This is a genomic window from Bdellovibrio bacteriovorus HD100, from assembly GCF_000196175.1.
GTDB lineage: Bacteria > Bdellovibrionota > Bdellovibrionia > Bdellovibrionales > Bdellovibrionaceae > Bdellovibrio > Bdellovibrio bacteriovorus.
Window position 1 is genome coordinate 2525873 of record NC_005363.1, and the last position, 17999, is coordinate 2543871.

A 17999-nucleotide genomic window follows, 5' to 3' on the forward strand; every position below is an offset into this window, starting at 1 on the left:
AGTTTCAGGTTTCATTAGGAATCGAAAAATCAAGACAATGCAACGATTTACAGCACCTGTTCCGCTTGCGGAAAACAGATTCCCCGACTATTTTCTGGAACATGATCCCGATCATATCGGGGTGGGCATGCTGATGGCACACTTGAGACATCCTGGAGACACCATGAACACAGCAAATCTACACGAATGCGCCTACTGCAGAGCCGGAACCACCGAGCCCGTGTACTGCTGTTCGGCGTGCGAGACTCTGGATCTGCATGTGCGACAAATTCCGGTGCTTTCCGAACAACAGAATCCTTATGCTTATCTGGATCAGCCCGAGTTCCGTCGCCTTTACAGCCACGACAAACAGGATTTCAACTTCCTGTTCTTTGCCGAAGGACTGCACTGCTCCTCGTGCGTGCATCTGCTGGAGAAACTACCCGAATTTTATGATCGCATTGCCATGGCCCGAGTGAACTTCGGTCAAAGCACTGTTGCGGTGAAACTGGCCGAAGGCGGTTCTTTGGCGCAAGTGGCCCATGTCATTGCGGAACTGGGATACAAACCTTCACCGCTGGCCGCCCAGGACAATCTGGCCGCCCGCTATCAATCCGAAAACCGCAGCTTTTTAAAAAGAATCGCGGTGGCGGGCTTCTGTGCCGGGAACACCATGCTGTTTGTGATTCCGGTGTACTCAGGGCTTGCTGGCACCTGGGCGACAGTATTTAACTGGCTCAGCTTTGCCCTGTTCCTGCCGATCCTGCTTTACTCTGCCCAGCCCTTTTACAAAGGCGCCTGGAATTCCCTGAAATACAAAGTCATCAATGTCGATCTGCCGATCGCAATTGCGATGCTGTCCGGCTTTGCCCTTTCCACCGCCAACCTGGTTCGTGGTGACGGCGACATCTATTTCGACAGCACCGCCAGCTTCATGTTCTTTATCCTTTCAGCGCGTTATCTGCTCAAACGCGTGCAGCAGAACTATCTTTCCCCGTCCCGCATGAAGTCCTTTTTCCAGATGGAAAAATACGAGCGCATCAGCGGTGATACCTCCGCTGTGATCCCGTGGTCCTCTGTGAACGCCGGCGACGTCCTGAAACTAAAACAGGGCCAGAGCCTGCCCTCGGATGCCACGTTGCTGTCTTCCCACGCCACGCTGGACATGTCCTTATTTAACGGCGAGTCCCTGCCCAAGGTGTTTTCTTCCGGGATGACATTGTTCGCCGGAACCAAAATTCTGGATGACGGAGTTCTGGTGCGCATGAACCTGCAGTTTTCTGAATCCAAACTGGGTCAGCTGCTGCAGCAGCTGGATCACGGGGCCTTGAAAAAAAGCCGCTTTATCGCCCTCACCGACCGTCTGGCCCAGTGGTTGATAATCACGGTGTTTTCTATCGCGGTGCTGTTCTTTATTGCTTACGCCAGCATCGATATATCCGAGGCCTTCAACCGCTCTTTGGCTCTGATCGTCCTGGCCTGCCCTTGTGCACTGGCTTTTGGTTCGCCACTGACTTTCGGACTGGCCCTGAAAAAATCCCAGCGTCTGGGGATTTTATTGAAAGATGCCACCAGTCTGGAACGCATGCTCGAAGTAAAAAACATCTTCTTTGACAAAACCGGCACTTTGACTGAAGGCCACCTGTCTTTGTCTCACTCCGAGCCGGCGATAATCTCTCCGCGCCTGCAGGCCAATATTCTGGCGCTGGAAGCCACCTCTTACCACCCACTGGCCTTTGCCCTGCGCCAGGCATGGCCGCATCCTGAATTTATGCCCGCGGTGCAAAATGCCCAGGAGATCCTGGGTAAAGGGGTCAAGGGACTGATCGACGGAAAACTTTACGAGATCCGCCATCTTTCAGAAAGCACTCACGAGGACGAAACCGCCATCGAGGTTCTGTGTGACGGCCAAAGCCTGTGCCGCCTTTATTTCCTGGATGAGCTTCGCCAGGACTCTGCCCAGGCGGTGCAAGAGCTGAATAAACGCGGCATGAACTGCTTCCTTCTTTCCGGCGACAAAAAAAGTCGCGTGTACCAGGCCGCAAACCAGTGTGGTATTGCCCGTGAGAACGCCCACGGCGAACTATTCCCGGAAGATAAAAAAGACATTCTCATTCGCCACAAAAACACCTGCATGATCGGCGATGGCGCCAACGATTCACTCAGCCTGCAGGCGGCGGACGTCGGTATCGCCGTGAAAGGCAGCGTGGACTTGAGCCTGAACAGTGCGGATGTGTACTTCACTCGCGGGGGACTTTCCCCGTTCTTTGATCTTTTGAAAATCTCGGAACAAACCCAGAACGTTTTGAAACGCAATCTGGGAATTTCACTGACTTACAACACCATCGGTGGAATCCTGGCCCTGGCCGGATTCATCGATCCGCTGATGGCGGCGATTCTGATGCCCATCAGTTCCGTGGTCATCATTCTTTCATCCTTGTGGGGGTTCCGATGAACATCATCATGATCATGATCCCCATGGCGTTAATTCTGGGAATTGGCTTTGTCTCCGCCTTTCTCTGGGCCACCTCCAAAGGTCAGTTTGATGACCTCGAGACACCAGCACACCGTATTTTAGATGACGAAAACGAAAGGAAAAAATCGTGAACACATCGGGAAATCTCATCGAGAAAATTTATTACGATGACGATATTGTCAAAAAGTTCGTCCTGGCGACCATGATCTGGGCCGGGGCTGCGTTTCTTTTTGGCTTGATCGCAGCATTGCAGCTGGCCTACTGGCCAATGAACGCCAATCTGGAATGGATCACATTCGGGCGCCTGAGACCGCTGCACACCAATGCGGCGATCTTCGCTTTTGCCGGGAATGCGATCTTTGCCGGGATCTATCATTCCAGCCAAAGACTGCTGAAAACCCGCATGTTCTCAAATCTGCTTTCCAAGATGCACTTCTGGGGCTGGCAGCTGATCATTCTTTCTGCCGCCATCACTTTGCCTCTGGGGTACTCCCAGTCCAAGGAATATGCAGAGCTTGAATGGCCGATCGACATCGCCATCACTGTGGTGTGGGTGATCTTCGCCATCAACTTCTTCATGACCATCCGTCAACGCCGTGAAAAACACATGTATGTGGCGATCTGGTTCTATATTTCCACAATCATCACTGTGGCAGTCCTGCATATCGTGAACTCCATCGAGATTCCGGTGACATTCCTGCAGTCCTATCCGGTCTATGCCGGGATTCAGGACGCCCTGGTGCAATGGTGGTACGGACACAACGCGGTGGCCTTCTTCCTGACCACGCCGTTCCTGGGTCTGATGTACTACTACGTGCCGAAAGCGGCGAACCGTCCGGTGTACTCTTACCGCCTCAGTATCATTCACTTCTGGGCTTTGGTATTCATCTATATCTGGGCCGGTCCACATCACCTGCTTTACACATCCCTTCCTGAATGGGCACAGACTTTGGGAATGATCTTCTCCATCATGCTGTGGGCGCCTTCTTGGGGTGGCATGATCAATGGTCTTTTGACTTTGAAAGGCTCCTGGCACCTGCTGAAAACCGAACCACTGATCAAGTTCTTTGTTGCGGCTTTGACTTTCTATGGGATGTCGACTTTCGAAGGACCGCTGCTGTCCATCAAATCCATCTCTGCAGTCGGTCACTACACTGACTGGATCGTGGGTCACGTTCACTCCGGTGCCCTGGGCTGGAACGGGTTCCTGACTTTCGGTATGATTTATTATCTGGTTCCACGCTTGTGGAGAACTGAACTGTATTCCAAAAAACTTCTGGAAAACCATTTCTGGATCGGCCTGACCGGCGTGCTTCTGTACTACACTTCCATGGTTGTGGCCGGCATCACTCAAGGTTTGATGTGGCTGGCTGTCGGTGAAGACGGTACCTTGGTGTATCCGGACTTTATCGAAACTGTCGTTCGTATCGTGCCTCTGTACTGGGTTCGTGCCCTGGGTGGATTCCTGTTCATCGTGGGCTTTGCGATGATGTGTTACAACATCTTCAAAACCATCCAGAAAGCTCCAAAAGAGCAGTACGACGCTTCTGTCGAAGTTCAGAAATCCGGTTATGACGAACTGACCAAGGGTCACCGCAAACTGGAAGGCATGGGCTTTGTGTTCTCGGTTCTTGCCTTCCTGGCAATCGCTGTGGGCTCTGTAATTGAGATCTACCCGACTCTGTCCCTGCATCGATATGTGAATCCGAACAATATCGTGGATCCGTATTCTCCACTGGAGCTTGCAGGCCGTGATATTTACATCAAAGAAGGCTGCTACGTCTGCCACTCCCAGCAGATCCGTCCGATTGCTTCTGAAGTACTACGCTATGGTCCGGCATCTACCGTGGAAGAATCCATGTACGACCGTCCATTCCAGTGGGGCTCCAAACGCACCGGTCCGGACATTTCCCGTCTGGGCAAGAAATATCCGAATCTGTGGCACTACAGTCACATGATCGATCCACGCGCGGTGACTCCGAAGAGCATCATGCCGGCCTATCCATGGCTGGCTGAAAAGAAAACCGACTTCCTGGTTCTGCGCAAGAAGCTGTCCGTGATGAAACAACTGGACGTGCCTTACGAAGAGGATGTGATTGCCAATGCCGACATCCACGCCCAGAAGCAAGCCAAGGAAATCGCGGCGGATCTGGAAGCCAACGGCGCGCCTAAAGGTCTTGAAGACAAGGAAATTGTGGCCCTGATTGCTTACCTGCAGTCCCTGGGGCAGAAAGGAAAAGCCCAATGAAATCCGAAGGACTGAAGTATTTCACTGACACGCACCTGACTGCGATGGGCCTTTTGATCTTTTTCCTCTTTTTTGTGGGTGTGCTGATCTGGGTTTACCGCAAACACAGCACAGAGATTTACAGCCATATGGAACAGATTCCATTGAAAGACGGAGAGTAACATGAGCGACAACAAGGAAAATTTCCACGAATACGACGGGATTATCGAACACGACAATCCCCTGCCAACCTGGTGGCTGTGGACCTTCTTCCTCACCATCATTTTCGCCTTCATCTACTTCATCCACTATCAACTGGGTGGCGGTCCGACTTTGCAGGACGAACTGAAGGTGGCGATGCAGGAGATTGAGAAAACCCAGGCCGCTGCGGCCACAGCCTCACCGATGGAAACCGAGGAGTCTTTGCAGGCCGCCTTTGACAAAGACGGCGTGCTGGCCCTGGGTGCCGCACAGTACACTGCAAAGTGTGCCTCCTGCCACGGCCAGGAGCTTCAGGGTTTGATCGGACCGAATCTGACTGATAAGTTCTGGTTGCATGGCAAAGCCACCCGCATGGACATCGTGAAAGTTGTCCGTGACGGTGTTCCTGAAAAAGGGATGCCGCCGTGGGGCCCGGTCATGAAAAAAGATGAAATCTATGCTGTGTCGGCGTTTATTCTGTCCAAAAAAGACAGCAACCCAGCTGGCGCGAAAGAGCCTCAAGGCGAGGCCGTGGAGTAAATCATGTCGGGACTGGATGCCGGAAAACTGACAAGTGTGGACGAACATGGTGATCGGTTGAATATCATCCCCGCAGAAGTGCGGGGCCGGTTCCGCCGTCACCGTGACTGGACTCAAATCGTTCTGTTGATTATTTTCCTGATCCTGCCCTGGACGACCTTCAACGGGCATCAGACCATTTTGATGGACATCCCCAAACGGGAATTCGCCCTGTTTGGGATTTTGTTCAAAGCCCACGATGCCCCGCTGTTGTTTTATATTGTCGGCACTTTGACATTGGGTCTGGCCTTTGTGACCTCGATCTGGGGTCGAGTGTGGTGTGGCTGGGCATGCCCTCAGACGGTATTTATTGATGCCGTTTACCGCCGCATCGAAAAATGGGTCGAAGGCACCTACATCCAGCGCCGTCAACTGCGCGACGGTCCGATGAACTTCACCAAAGTTCGAAAACTTTCTTTAAAATGGTTCCTGTTTTTTGCCGTGTCTTCTGTGATTGCCCACAGCTTTATCGCCTACTTCGTCGGCGCACAAGAGCTGCTGGCAATGACCCAAGGCTCACCGGCCCAGAATATGACCTATTTCGTTCTGGTTTTGTTCTTCACCTCTGTGATCCTTTTTGACTTCGGCTGGTTCCGCGAACAGTTCTGCGTGATCATGTGCCCTTACGGACGCATCCAGTCCGTACTGCTGGATCAAAAATCGCTGGCTGTCGTTTACGATGTCAACCGCGGCGAACCCCGCAAAGGCACCACTGAGCCCAACCAAAAAGCCGGCGACTGCGTGTCTTGCAACCGCTGCGTGCAGGTCTGCCCTACAGGCATCGACATCCGCAATGGGCTGCAGATGGAATGCATCACCTGCACCGCGTGCATTGATGCCTGCGATGAGATCATGGAAAAAGTGAAAAAGCCCAAAGGCTTGATCCGCTATGACACCCTTGATGGCAGCAAAATTTCTTTGGCTAAACCGCGTTCGATCATTTACATCCTGGCGATTGTCGCCTTGATTGGCGGCCTGGCCTACGCCGTCAGCACCCGTGAACCTGTGCACATCGCCGTCTTGCGGGGCGCGGGACTGCCGTACTCGTACGTAAAAAACAGCGACGGACAAGAGGTGCTGCTGAATCAGTTCCGTCTGCACATTCAAAACCAGGGGGCCTTGCGCGCCCGCTATATGCTGACACTGCCCCAGGAACTTCTCGATCAAGGGGTGCAGGTGCAGGTTGCGGAAAATCCCATCCATCTGGCGCCGGGTGAATCTCGTGAATGGTATTTCTTTGTCCGAATTCCAACCGTACAGATCCCCGCGTCCGGCCAGTTGAAAACCGAAGTCCGTGTCCAGGATGAACTGGCTCCGGAAGGCTTCAGCACCCGCCGCGAACTGATCCTGGTCGGACCGAGGTCCCAATGATGTCTGCTGCACTTCTGGCATTGGGAATTGTCTCTTCCAGCTTCTTCGGCAGCTGGCATTGTGCCGGAATGTGCGGTCCTGTCGCCACCTTGATGAGCGCCCGCAACAGTTTACTCAGCTATCACCTGGGCCGTCTTGTTTCCTATGTCACTCTGGGGGTTCTTGCCGGGGCTCTGGGGCAGATTTTCCTGAACAGTCAGTTTGTGACCCTGCGCTGGATCTCGGCGATACTCCTGGCTCTGGTGTTGGTGGGTTCGGGGGCACGACTGATTCTACCGCCCTCCTGGCAGCAACGTCTTTCAGGAAATAAAATCTCTCACTCCATTCTTGGTGTGATCAAACGTCTGCAAGCCTTCCATGTTGGCAAATCCGGTTTTGTCGTGGGCCTGCTGACAGCTCTGCTTCCCTGCGGCTGGTTGTACACTTACGTCACAGCCGCCATCGCCACCCAAAGTCCCTGGGCTGGAGGTTTAACTCTGGGCCTGTTTTGGCTGGGCGGCTTGCCGGCACTCAGTGCTGTTCCAATGATGGTTCGCCAGGGAATTCAACACGCCGGTCTTCTCCAGCAGCGCATCGCTGGTGTTGTGCTGATTGTGGCCGGATTGTATTCTCTGGGCAGCTTCATGCTGATGCATTGATCCTTTCAAATTTCCGTTTAGCAACAAACACGACCTTTCTTTGGGCGAGACCGCTTGTTAGTACGCAGCGATTCGGCCGTTCCCGGTTGTTTTCCTTGAAAGCCTTCCTTCCGCGGGATTAGCGTTAAATCAAGAATTAAAACCCATTCGTTTACATCTCTGAAGGAGGCGTTCTATGGTTTCCCGGACTCATAAGATACTAGCATCTGTGGCTGTTGCCGGATTCATTGCGGGCTGTGCCAGCAAACCACCCAACGTGCAGTCGATCTCTTCCAGTGCCAATCCCACGGCCGAGATTGAAAAAACCGAAGCCATGATCAACGAGGCCCGATCCAAACAGATCGATGTGCTGTCGCCAGAGAATTTCACCGACGCCACCAAAGCACTGGACAAAGCAAAACAGAAAAAAGACAAAGACAAGCCGAATGCTGAAATTCTGGAACAGGTGGCCTACTCACGCGCGTGGTTGAACGAAGCCAACACCCGTGCCGAGATCGCCCGTACATCGATGCACCAAATCACTGATGCCCGCGAAGGTGCCATGAAAGCCGGCGCCCCTAAACTGTATCCTAAAGAATGGGAAAAGGCCGGCAAGGATCTGGAAAAAATCACAGTGGCAATTGAAAAAGGCAACCTGAGTCCCGCTGACAAACGCGGTGAAGAAATCGTCAGTCGCTATCGTGACCTTGAACTCAAATCTGTGACCAAAGCCTATCTGGGAACAGCCAAAGACAATCTGGACACGGCGAAAAAGGCCGGTGCCGACAAAAGTGCACCGAAGTCCTTTGGCATGGCTGCGATGAAGTATGAAAATGCGGAAAAGCTGATCAAAGCAGATCCCCGCAATGCACCCGTGATCGCACGGGCTTCACAGGATGCCACCCGGGAATCCCAACATCTGATGGAGGTCACCCGCAAAGTCAACGCCGGGAACTCTGAAGAACTGGTGCTGATGGCTGAACGTCAGCAGCGCACGATCTCCAACTTGCGCAGCGAATACTCCAGCACTGAACAAGAATTGCAAACGGTGCAATCCGAAGCGGAACGGCAGCGCATGGAGCTGGAAAAGCAGCAGACACTGCTGAACCGCGCCCAGGCCCTGCGCAGTCAGTTGAAACCCAATGAAGCGGAAGTCTTCACGGAAAACGGCAAGCTGATGGTGCGCCTGAAAGGCCTGCAATTCCCTACCGCCCAATCCAATCTGGGACCTAAAAACCAGGCTTTGCTGAAAAAGGTGGAAGGCGCTTTAGCCGGAGTGACTCCGAAGAAAGTGATCATCGAGGGCCACACTGATAATGTCGGCAGCGCAGAAGCCAACCGCATATTGTCTGAAAAACGTGCGCAATCCGTTGAAAACTTCCTGGTTTCCCAGGGAACTCTGCCAGCAGAAAAAGTGGAGTCCGTGGGAATGGGTTATGACAATCCTGTTGGCAACAACAACACGGCCGCAGGACGAGCACAAAATCGTCGTATTGATCTTGTGATCGAAACCGAGTAGGAGGTGCATATGGCATCACAAATTCCTGGTCAAGGCTGGCAGGAACTGAAACGGGAGCTCATGCAAAAATGGCGTGAGCTTTCGGAGAATGACCTTGAAAACACCAAGGGCAATGCCCAGTCTATCGTCGATCTTCTGGAACGCAAAGTGGGAATGGCCATCGACGAAGCCAGCGAAAAGTTCGCTGAAATCGCATCGCACTATCACCTGTACGATGAACCCGAGGAAAAGCCCGTGAAGGCTGACGCAGAAAAGAAAGAGCGTGTGATGGAGCTTAAACCAAAAGCTCCGGCGAACCGTGACCGCAAACCAAAAGATGATTTCCTGGGATGAGACCCTGCTCACCCACCGGAGGCTTGATTCAAAGACTTTGTTCTTTCGAATCAGGCCCCGCTTTTTCCCGCACCACATTGACAAAAGAGCATGGCACCGAAGTCACCACATGAGGCTCGGACTGCACCTTGTGAATCAGCTCCAGCATATCCGGTGAACCGCGGTTTTTTCGCACAAACACCATCCATCCAGATTCTTTTAACTGTTCAAAAACCTTCTGCGGAAACTCGGAAGACCCAGCGGTGAAAATGACCCGGTCGTAGGGGGCATTGGCCGCATCCCCCTCAAAGCCGTCTCCGGCCTTGACAAGCACCTGAGGCAAATTGCGTTCACGCAGAATCTTTTGGGCCCGCTCTGCCAGTTCAGCAATCACTTCAACGGAAACCACCTTGCCTGCGGCCCCGACAATTTCAGCCATCATAGCCGTGTTCCATCCACTGCCGGTTCCCAGCTCGAACACCTTTTGACCAGGACCCAGCTTCAAAAGATCCAGAATGCGCAGAACAAAACTGGGTTGTGAGATGGTGGACACATAAGGAGGATTGTTGAAAAGCACCAGCGGATGATCTTCGTAGGCTTCTTCCACTGTGTATTCCGGCACGAATAAATGGCGGGGTTGACTGTAAAAAGCCTCCACCACTTTTTCAGACAGTGGCAGTGCGCGCTTCAAGACACTTTGTTGATAGTGTTCCAATGACAAGCCCATGATTAAGCTTGCAAGCTTTTTTCCTGAACGGCAAGCTTGTATCATGACACTGACTCAACTCGAATACATTCTTGCCGTCGCCGACACAGGCAGCTTCAGCCACGCTGCCCGCCAATGCCATGTCACTCAACCCACGCTGAGCATGCAAATTCAAAAGCTGGAAGAGGAACTGGGTGTGATTCTTTTTGATCGCACCAAACAACCCATCCGCCCCACCTCGGTCGGCGAAGAGGTCCTGCAGCAGGCCCGCCTGGTGGTCAAAGGTTCGCAGCACTTGAAAGAGATTGTGGATGATGCCAAGGGATCTCTGCGCGGCGAACTGCGCATTGGAATCATCCCAACACTGGCACCATATTTGTTGCCGCTGTTTTTAAAAAAAATCAAGGACGCCCACAGCCGCCTGCATCTGACTTTCGAAGAGCTGCAGACCGAGGTGATGATTGAGAAGATCCGCAATCACAGTCTGGATCTTGGCATCGTCGTCACCCCGATTGATGATCTGAACATTGCCAATCACGTTTTGTTCTATGAGCCGTTCAATGTCTATCTGTCCAAGGGCCATCCGCTGCTGACACAGAAAACTCTCGACGAAAAAGACCTGTCTTCGGAAGACGTGCTGTTGCTGAATGAAGGCCACTGCTTCCGCGAGCAAAGCCTGTCCCTGTGCCGCAACAAAAAAGTCCCGGCGGCGATGGAGCGCAGTTTTTCTTTTGAAAGCGGCAGTCTTGAGACACTGAAAAAACTTGTCGATCAGGGCGAAAGCTTCACCCTGCTGCCTTATCTTGCCGCGATGGATGTCCAGGACAAAAAACGCCTTAGACCCTTCTCCGACCCTGTCCCAACCCGGGAAGTGAGCCTGGTGCATGGGCCTCACTTCCAACGAAAGGCTCTTTTAAAAGCCCTCATTGAAACCATAAAGAGAAACCTGCCCGAAGGACTGTCCTCCACGCGAAGTAAAAACCAGTTGAAAATCGACAACCCTTTAGGTTATCTCAAATAGTTTTCATCTATGCCTCTAGACAGCATATAGACATTATCTATAGGTCCTATAGAAAAAGAGAACTGTTCACCTCCCCCCTGCAGGCTTATCCTGAAGTCAGGCAAGAGCGGGGTTCCCCCCAGGGACCCCTCTGACAGTGACAAGGAGGAATATTATGAGATCACAAAACGCCCATTCCCTGAACGAAAGCAAATCCACAACCAATCTGAAATCCGTTGAAACCAGTTCGGACGCAGTGATTGAGACTTTGAAAAAATCTTTGGCCGATGAATATCTGCTGCAACTTAAGACCCAGAACTTCCACTGGAACGTGGAAGGACCTTTGTTCTTTTCTTTGCACAAATTGTTTGAAGAACAATACGGTCAGCTGGCCGAGTACGTCGATCGCACGGCGGAAGTCCTCCGCGCTTTGAAAACCAAAGCTCCGGGCAGCTTCAAAGAATTCCGCGAGTTGTCCTCCATCCAGGAGGCTTCTGACAAAATGAGCGCGAACCAGATGATCGAAATGCTCAGCCAGGATCACACAAACCTGGCCATCGCTCTGAAATCCCGACTGGAAACAGCCGAGGACGCGGAAGAAACCAGTGCCGTGACTTTGTACGAGGATCTGATCGGCTTCCACGAAAAAGCCGCTTGGATGATCCGCAGTCATAAATCCTGATCCCGATTGATATTATCGAGAAAGGATGCAGAACATGGGCAGCGCACTGATGGGACTACTGGCAGGAGGAATCACCGGGCTTTCAACGATGCTCGGTGCTCTTCCCATTTTGAAAAACAAAACCACCGGCTGGAATCCTTGGCGCAGTCTGAATCTGGATTTCGCCATCGGGATGATGCTGGCGGCGGCCGCCTTTAATCTGATCGGGCCTGCTTACTCAAGCACACACAGCTCCTTCGGGGTGTCTCTTGCCCTGGCGCTCGGTGTGGCTTCCATCTATGGACTGAGCCATCTGATTCATAGAGTGTCGCCCTCCGAATGGTCTGTTCATCGAAGAGCCTGGCTATTCGTGACAGCCATGATGCTGCACAATCTCCCCGAAGGTTTGGCTTCGGGAGCTGCGCTGAGCGCTGATACCATTTCCGCCGCCAACGGCTGGACCGTGGTGGGTGCCATCGTCTTTCAAAACTTCCCTGAAGGTCTGGCCACCGCTGCGGCTTTCCTTTCTATCGGCATGTCCCGCAAAGTGGCCTTTTTTGGCGCGGCCCTGACCGGCGTGATGGAGATTCTGGGTGGTGCCTTGGGAGGCATCTTCACCGGCATCACTTCCGCATCCCTGCCTTTCATTCTGGCCTTTGCCGGTGGTGCGATGATCAGCGTGACCCTGGAAGAGATCTTCGCCAAGATGAAAGAAACCCGCATGACTTATTTGTGGCAAAAACAGTTCGTCGCCGGCGCCCTGTCCGTCATTGTAATGAACTGGATCATCAGTCAGTCTTAAGATGTTTCAAGTTGAAACATCTCATATGAATAATAATTTATTTTATGATCTGCATCATCATTCCTGCCCGCCCCCCCTGCTTACACTGAAGGGGCACAGGAGGTGTGTGCTTGAAGCTGATAACAAAAATTATTGCGATCGTTTCTCTTGCGGCAGTTGTCTCAGTCATCGCAGCCACCCAGGTTTCCCGAACGGAAGTCCACGACCAGGGTGAAAGGGATCTTGTCGACAAGAGCCGTGCCATTCTGGATCAGCTCGAGGGCACACGCGACTATGTGGCGTCGCAAGGCGGACTGGCTGATTACATCAATGATATCGGCCGCCGTCACCCCGATGGAAATGTGCCCAAAGAACTCAAAATGAACATTCTGCGCCGGGTGCCCATCTTTGCCTCTATCAAAGTGGGCCAGGAACAGTCCGAACGAAGTGGTTACAACTTCCGGGTCTTTTCACCAGAACCCCGCCGCGAGGAAAACCAGGCCAAGACGGATGAAATGCTGATCTACAACCGCTTTCTTAACGAACCCGGCCTGAAAGAGATCGTGTCCAGCACCGATGACTCGGTGATCGTCTATCGCCCCGTGCGCCTCTCGGAAAAACAAGGATGCCTGATCTGCCACGGCCACCCTTCACAAAGCCCCTTTGGCAATGGCAAAGATGTGCTCGGCTACGACATGGAAAACTGGGGGGATGGAAAACTTCATGGGGTCTTTGCCATTACCAGCAGCATGGCTTCGGCCAATGCCGCCAGCAGTGATTCTGTGAACAAAATTCTGCTGTATTCTTTCGCCGGCCTGATTCTGAGTGTTCTCCTGGCCTGGACCGTACTGCGAAAACCACTGGAAAATCTGCGCACCGCAGTTTCCAACATTAAAACATCCAGCTCTCACCTTTCAGCCACCAGCTCTGAAATCTCCAACGCCTCTCAAGGACTGAGTTCTTCCGCCACCGAAGCGGCGGCAGCCCTGGAGGAAACATCAGCCTCAATTGAAGAGCTGACAAGCATGGTAAAGATGAATTCTGACAACGCCCAAAATGCCCGCCTGCTGTCCACGTCTGCCATGGAGGCTGCGGCCCGGGGTGAACAAAACATGCAGGAACTGATCTCCTCAATGCAGACCGTCTCGGTCACCGCCAAAAAAGTGCAGGAGATCACCGGCCTGATTGACGACATTGCCTTCCAGACAAACTTACTGGCCTTGAACGCCGCCGTGGAGGCCGCCCGCGCTGGAGAAAACGGACGGGGCTTCTCGGTGGTGGCCGAAGCCGTGCGCCAGCTGGCCCTGAAGTCAGCGCAATCAGCCAAAGAAATCTCGACTCTGATTTCTGATAGCGTCAGCCAGATCGAAGTCAGCTATAAAACAGCTCTGCAGGGCGGAAAAACTTTGCAGGTGATTTTACAGGAGTCACAGAAAGTTTCGGCACTGAACAATGAAATTGCCCAAGCCAGCGCCGAACAATCCACTGGCATCGACCAGATTTCCCGGGCGCTGCACGATCTGGACAAAGTCACTCAGAACAATGCCGCCTCCTCCGAAGAGACGGCCGCGGCCTCGGTGGAGTTGTCAAATCAGTCCCAGCAGCTCGACAGCATGGTGGAGTCCGTTGAAGTCGTGCTGAACGGACACCCCAAAGCCAGCTAAAGGATGGACAGGGGCGACGGGTCACGCTAGGCTTTTGGCATGACACTAACAGCATTTCAAACCGTCGCCCTGGCAGCTCTGGTCGTTTATTTCGGCCGGTACATTAAAAGCAAGATCCATGTTCTGGATAAATACAATCTTCCGTCTCCGGTGATTGGCGGCTTTCTTGTCGCTGTGGTGATTTCAGTCCTGAAGGCCCAAGGCCTTTTTGTGCTGCAGTTCAACAAAGCATTTGAAGAAGCCCTGATGATCACCTTCTTCACTTCAGTTGGTTATTCGGCGTCTGTTCGGCTGCTGAAGGAAGGCGGTCGCGCCGTTGTGTTCTTCCTGCTTCTGACCATCGGCGGACTGCTGGTGCAGATCGTGGCCGGAATCGGTCTGGCAAAAATGATGGGCGAACATCCTTTGATGGGGGTTCTGACCGGAGCCGTCTCTTTAACCGGAGGCCCGGGCACGGCCTTGGCATTCGGTCCGGTCTTTGAGGCCGCTGGAGTCGAAGGGGCTTCTGTGATTGGTGTGACCACCGCCATGGGTGGCATTGTGCTGGGAGGACTGATCGGGACACCACTGGCGACCTATCTTATCAACAAAAAGAAACTCAAACACCCGGTCGACCACGACCGCGGAGCACAACACGAGTCCATGATGCTGAAGTCCTTCGCGGGTCGCGATCTGCTGATGCATCTTTTGGCACTGACCCTGATTATGGGAATCGGCACCACGATCAGTTCATGGATCAGCTCCCTGCAGATCACACTGCCCATCTATATTGGTTCGATGGTGGTGGCGGCCCTCTTCCGCAATATCGAGGACATCAAACCGGTCTTTAAAATCTCTCCGGAATGGATTGAAGAAATCGGCTCTGTCGCCCTGACCCTTTTCATTGCCATGGCCATCATGAGTCTGCGCCTGGAGGAACTGAAAAACGCCGCCCTGCCTATTCTGGTATTCCTGACCGTGCAGGCGATCCTGGTGGCGGTCACGGCCCTGGGGCCTGTGTTCTGGGTTGGAGGCAAGGACTATGAAGCGTCCGTGATGAGTGCCGGATACGTCGGTTTTATGATGGGAACCACTGCCAATGCCATGGCCAACATGCATTCACTCAGTCAGCGCTACGGCCACGCTTACAAAGCCTTCCTGGTCGTGCCACTGGTGGGATCCTGCTTTATTGACTTCATAAATGCAGCCCTGGTCACTTTCTGCATCAATATGTTTGGAAATTAAGTCAGCTATTGTCCCGTTTAAAAACAAAAAAAGCCCGCTGTTTGCAGCGGGCTTTTTTTTGATCTTCTTAAAACCTACTGGGGAAATCCGCAGCGGGACTTCAAGGACTCATAGATGCGACCGTCCAAAGCTAAACCAAAGGTGTCATGTCCGGACTGAGCCACAATAACCCCTTCACCAGTGGAATCACGGATCCAGCTGCGCTGATGATCCGCATAGTAGTTGCCGATGCAAACCTGGGAAGGTTCTCCGCTTTGATAGAAGGTGACGTAGCCACCAGGACGAGTCGAGCGCAAACTGTAATCAACATGATTCAATTCAAGCTGCAGGGTTTTAATCTGACTTAGCAGGCCCTGTTCATTATAAATCAATTCAGACGCCGTCGCCTGACCAATGGCTTCCTTCGAACGTAAAACAAATCCAGCGGAAGTGCAGCTCATCAAAATGTGCTTCACCTTCCCACTAGGCCAGAAAGTGATGACTCCGCCCCCACGCTCGGGAGCGTTTTCCTGGGCGGTTCCACAATGAACTGGCATGGGCCTCCCGCCCGGCCCATATAGATAGAAGGATCGCGCCAGAGTCGCCAACGTGACAATACCCATGTCATTGAATGCAACTCTGTAGGACTGACCACGGCCCGCCTCCTGCCCGGAGTGCAGCAGAATGTGGTAACCATTTGCATCTGCCAACTGCAGACCGGATCTTTGCAACAGATCAATGTACTGAGGCAAAGTCACATCACGCATCATGGTCGAATGCAGGAATCCGTTCATCAGACGAACCCCATTGGACGTCTGGAAGTTGTTTTCAGGCTGCAGACCTTCACGATAGATGAACTCATGCAACACCAGCGCCGAGCGCTGTGTGTTGGTCATGCGATCCCAAACATCCTTATTGAAATAATAGCGATGTCCCTTGATGCTGGGGCGTTTGTACTGAACGGCGCCCTGAACCAGAGTGCAACCCTTCGGCAAAGCCCCCCAACCGCGATCCGGGATGTCGGTAAACTCTGTGCCTTTCAGGAACAAAGCTTCACGATCAAAAGTCTCCAGGAACGAGTAGTACAAACTTGCACGGGTGGGATTGATATCCGCCAGACGGGCAATCATCTCGCGCAGGATTTTTTTGTACTCAATACCTTCAATGACATCCATTTCGAAAGTCTGAATCTCGCGGGCTTCAAACAGATCCAGCACTTCATACCGCTGACTTTCGAAGCGGTTTTCGCAATAGATCACACTGCCGCCGTTGCCCTTTTCATCGCCGCCGATAAATCCGGCATGGGCCAGCGACCCCGCGAAAGAAAAAAGAATCAGAGGTAACAGGGACTTTTTGATCATAGCGGCTTCTCACTTTCAGTAACAGTCAGAGGGAAAAACTGAATATTCAGGTTGTAAACTTCCGTCATATCACCTTCCTCCACCAGCATGGAAAATTTGCGGCGGAATTTTTTAATCAAATTCTTCGCTTCTTCCATCTTGTGCGGATTGATAGCCATGGTGATGGCGGAATAATCACGACGATCGATCGGGGTTCTTTTCAGAACCTCGATGGCTTTATGCATATCAGAAACGTGAGCCTGGACCAGGGCTTCACTTGGAATATCAGTGGTCGTGGCCAGACTGGCCACGGAACGTGCGATGGAGTTTCCTTTGCGTTTGATAAAACCCAGATCCAAAAGCAGTTCCAGACTTTGCTGAACTTTTTCCAGAGGCAGCGCCAGACGCTCGGCAATCCATTCCGGCTCGGGCTTGAAGGTTTTCATGCGGATCAGGTTCAGGATGGCGAAATGCTCCCAGCTGGCGATCAGTTCCAGCTCTTTTTCCGCCAAAGTTTTTTGTGCAGCAAATTTGCGGGAACGCGTGGAGATCAAAGAATAAACTTCGTTGCGCTCCTCAGCACCCAGCTCCAGACCCAGAACAATTTTGTTGGCGTAAAATTCACTCAAAGGGCGCTTGCCGTGCATCAGCTCGTTCAAACATCCTGGCGAGATGCCAACTTTCTTGGCCAAAGAGCGAAAAGAAAACCGAGGGTTCTTTTTTTGAATTTCCTCGAGCTTATTTTTTAACAGGGCACCGAATTGATTAGACACAAAATCCCCCACCGACCTGAGGGATTTTTTACATTTAATACCAAAGTTGCAAGGTTAAAATAGACGAAGAGTTCCGTACCCTAAACAAAGGGAACGCTGCAATAAAACTAGATGACAAGTTCGATGATCGCGCGAAATCCGTGATTGCCGGCCATGGCACCAATAATGTTACGAAGCGACGTGATATTCTTTCCTTGGGAACCGATCAATTTACCACGAAACTCCTGCGGCAATGTCACCTTGTACACCGTGGTTTTGTCGCCTGCGGCAAAGGTTACTTCCACCTGTTCATAGCAGGAGGTCATCTCTTGAATCACACTTTCAAGAACCTTCGCCAAACGATCTCTGATATCCGCATCCTGAGTCATAGTCTCCGCCAACATGTTACGATCTCCGTCCTCTCATTCTGTTGATCCCCCGGCCCAAGAGCAACCCTGTCGCATCAACCCTAGGCCGGAAAGTGTTCCACCAAGAATATAGGAATGCTCAAGTTTCCCTCTGGTAAGACCTAAAAAAGTGGCAATCGGGTTAACCTTTTTTTGTTTCTGCAGCGTCATTCAATACCGGGACAAGGTCGTCCCCCAATCCCA

General features: G+C 52.3%; 18 protein-coding genes. 14 read left to right on the forward strand and 4 right to left on the reverse strand.

The features are described from left to right. The first annotated feature begins 37 nt into the window (after positions 1-37). The 9 genes from BD_RS11910 (at position 38) to BD_RS11945 (ending at position 9302) form a co-directional block, all read left to right on the forward strand. Positions 38-2434, forward strand: a complete 2397-nt coding sequence (locus BD_RS11910) for a heavy metal translocating P-type ATPase (protein ID WP_011165005.1) — start codon at positions 38-40, stop codon at positions 2432-2434. Next, positions 2431-2586: a cbb3-type cytochrome oxidase assembly protein CcoS gene (gene ccoS, locus BD_RS11915; RefSeq protein ID WP_011165006.1), complete on the forward strand. Its 156-nt coding sequence runs from the start codon at positions 2431-2433 to the stop codon at positions 2584-2586. The genes BD_RS11910 and ccoS overlap by 4 nt, the downstream gene beginning before the upstream one ends. Further along, complete coding sequence (gene ccoN / locus BD_RS11920) at positions 2583-4703, forward strand: cytochrome-c oxidase, cbb3-type subunit I (protein WP_011165007.1); 2121 nt, start codon at positions 2583-2585, stop codon at positions 4701-4703. The genes ccoS and ccoN overlap by 4 nt, the downstream gene beginning before the upstream one ends. Further along, positions 4700-4864, forward strand: coding sequence for a cbb3-type cytochrome oxidase subunit 3 (locus tag BD_RS18075; RefSeq protein WP_011165008.1), 165 nt, complete (start codon positions 4700-4702; stop codon positions 4862-4864). The genes ccoN and BD_RS18075 overlap by 4 nt, the downstream gene beginning before the upstream one ends. A gap of 1 nt (position 4865) precedes the next feature. Next, the gene (locus BD_RS11925; RefSeq protein ID WP_011165009.1) at positions 4866-5423 is read left to right on the forward strand and encodes a cbb3-type cytochrome c oxidase N-terminal domain-containing protein; all 558 of its coding nucleotides are present in this window, start codon (positions 4866-4868) and stop codon (positions 5421-5423) included. A 3-nt stretch (positions 5424-5426) separates the two neighbouring features. Continuing rightward, positions 5427-6833: a cytochrome c oxidase accessory protein CcoG gene (gene ccoG / locus BD_RS11930; RefSeq protein WP_011165010.1), complete on the forward strand. Its 1407-nt coding sequence runs from the start codon at positions 5427-5429 to the stop codon at positions 6831-6833. Further along, on the forward strand, positions 6830-7471 hold the full coding sequence (locus BD_RS11935) for a sulfite exporter TauE/SafE family protein (protein WP_011165011.1): 642 nt from the start codon (positions 6830-6832) through the stop codon (positions 7469-7471). The genes ccoG and BD_RS11935 overlap by 4 nt, the downstream gene beginning before the upstream one ends. A gap of 175 nt (positions 7472-7646) precedes the next feature. After that, positions 7647-8969 carry an OmpA family protein gene (locus BD_RS11940; RefSeq protein WP_011165012.1) on the forward strand — a complete coding sequence of 441 codons (1323 nt, stop codon included), beginning with the start codon at positions 7647-7649 and terminating at the stop codon, positions 8967-8969. A 9-nt stretch (positions 8970-8978) separates the two neighbouring features. Further along, complete coding sequence (locus BD_RS11945) at positions 8979-9302, forward strand: transcription regulator (protein WP_011165013.1); 324 nt, start codon at positions 8979-8981, stop codon at positions 9300-9302. Between the two features lie 28 nt (positions 9303-9330). Here BD_RS11945 and BD_RS11950 read toward each other — a convergent pair whose 3' ends face one another. Next, a complete protein-coding gene (locus tag BD_RS11950; protein ID WP_041583586.1) occupies positions 9331-10008 on the reverse strand; it encodes a protein-L-isoaspartate O-methyltransferase family protein in 678 nt (225 codons plus the stop codon). A gap of 43 nt (positions 10009-10051) precedes the next feature. On the opposite strand from BD_RS11950, the gene BD_RS11955 reads away from it, so the two are divergent. The 5 genes from BD_RS11955 (at position 10052) to gltS (ending at position 15317) form a co-directional block, all read left to right on the forward strand. Continuing rightward, on the forward strand, positions 10052-11008 hold the full coding sequence (locus tag BD_RS11955; protein WP_011165015.1) for a hydrogen peroxide-inducible genes activator: 957 nt from the start codon (positions 10052-10054) through the stop codon (positions 11006-11008). Between the two features lie 154 nt (positions 11009-11162). Beyond that, positions 11163-11669 carry a Dps family protein gene (locus BD_RS11960; protein ID WP_011165016.1) on the forward strand — a complete coding sequence of 169 codons (507 nt, stop codon included), beginning with the start codon at positions 11163-11165 and terminating at the stop codon, positions 11667-11669. A 34-nt stretch (positions 11670-11703) separates the two neighbouring features. Next, the gene (locus BD_RS11965; protein ID WP_038449845.1) at positions 11704-12450 is read left to right on the forward strand and encodes a ZIP family metal transporter; all 747 of its coding nucleotides are present in this window, start codon (positions 11704-11706) and stop codon (positions 12448-12450) included. Positions 12451-12554: 104 nt separating this feature from the next. After that, positions 12555-14093 (forward strand): methyl-accepting chemotaxis protein, encoded by a 1539-nt coding sequence (locus BD_RS11970; protein WP_011165018.1) that lies wholly within the window; start codon positions 12555-12557, stop codon positions 14091-14093. A 39-nt stretch (positions 14094-14132) separates the two neighbouring features. Further along, positions 14133-15317, forward strand: coding sequence for a sodium/glutamate symporter (gltS, locus tag BD_RS11975; RefSeq protein ID WP_011165019.1), 1185 nt, complete (start codon positions 14133-14135; stop codon positions 15315-15317). Positions 15318-15391: 74 nt separating this feature from the next. Here gltS and BD_RS11980 read toward each other — a convergent pair whose 3' ends face one another. The 3 genes from BD_RS11980 to BD_RS11990 all read right to left on the reverse strand — a co-directional run bounded on the left by BD_RS11980 (position 15392) and on the right by BD_RS11990 (position 17792). After that, positions 15392-16657 (reverse strand): P-loop NTPase family protein, encoded by a 1266-nt coding sequence (locus BD_RS11980; RefSeq protein ID WP_011165020.1) that lies wholly within the window; start codon positions 16655-16657, stop codon positions 15392-15394. Then, positions 16654-17409, reverse strand: a complete 756-nt coding sequence (locus BD_RS11985) for a DUF4423 domain-containing protein (protein ID WP_041583587.1) — start codon at positions 17407-17409, stop codon at positions 16654-16656. Before BD_RS11985 ends, BD_RS11980 begins: the two co-directional genes overlap by 4 nt. 107 nt (positions 17410-17516) lie before the next feature. Continuing rightward, positions 17517-17792 carry a KH domain-containing protein gene (locus BD_RS11990; RefSeq protein WP_011165022.1) on the reverse strand — a complete coding sequence of 92 codons (276 nt, stop codon included), beginning with the start codon at positions 17790-17792 and terminating at the stop codon, positions 17517-17519. Positions 17793-17999: the final 207 nt, after the last annotated feature.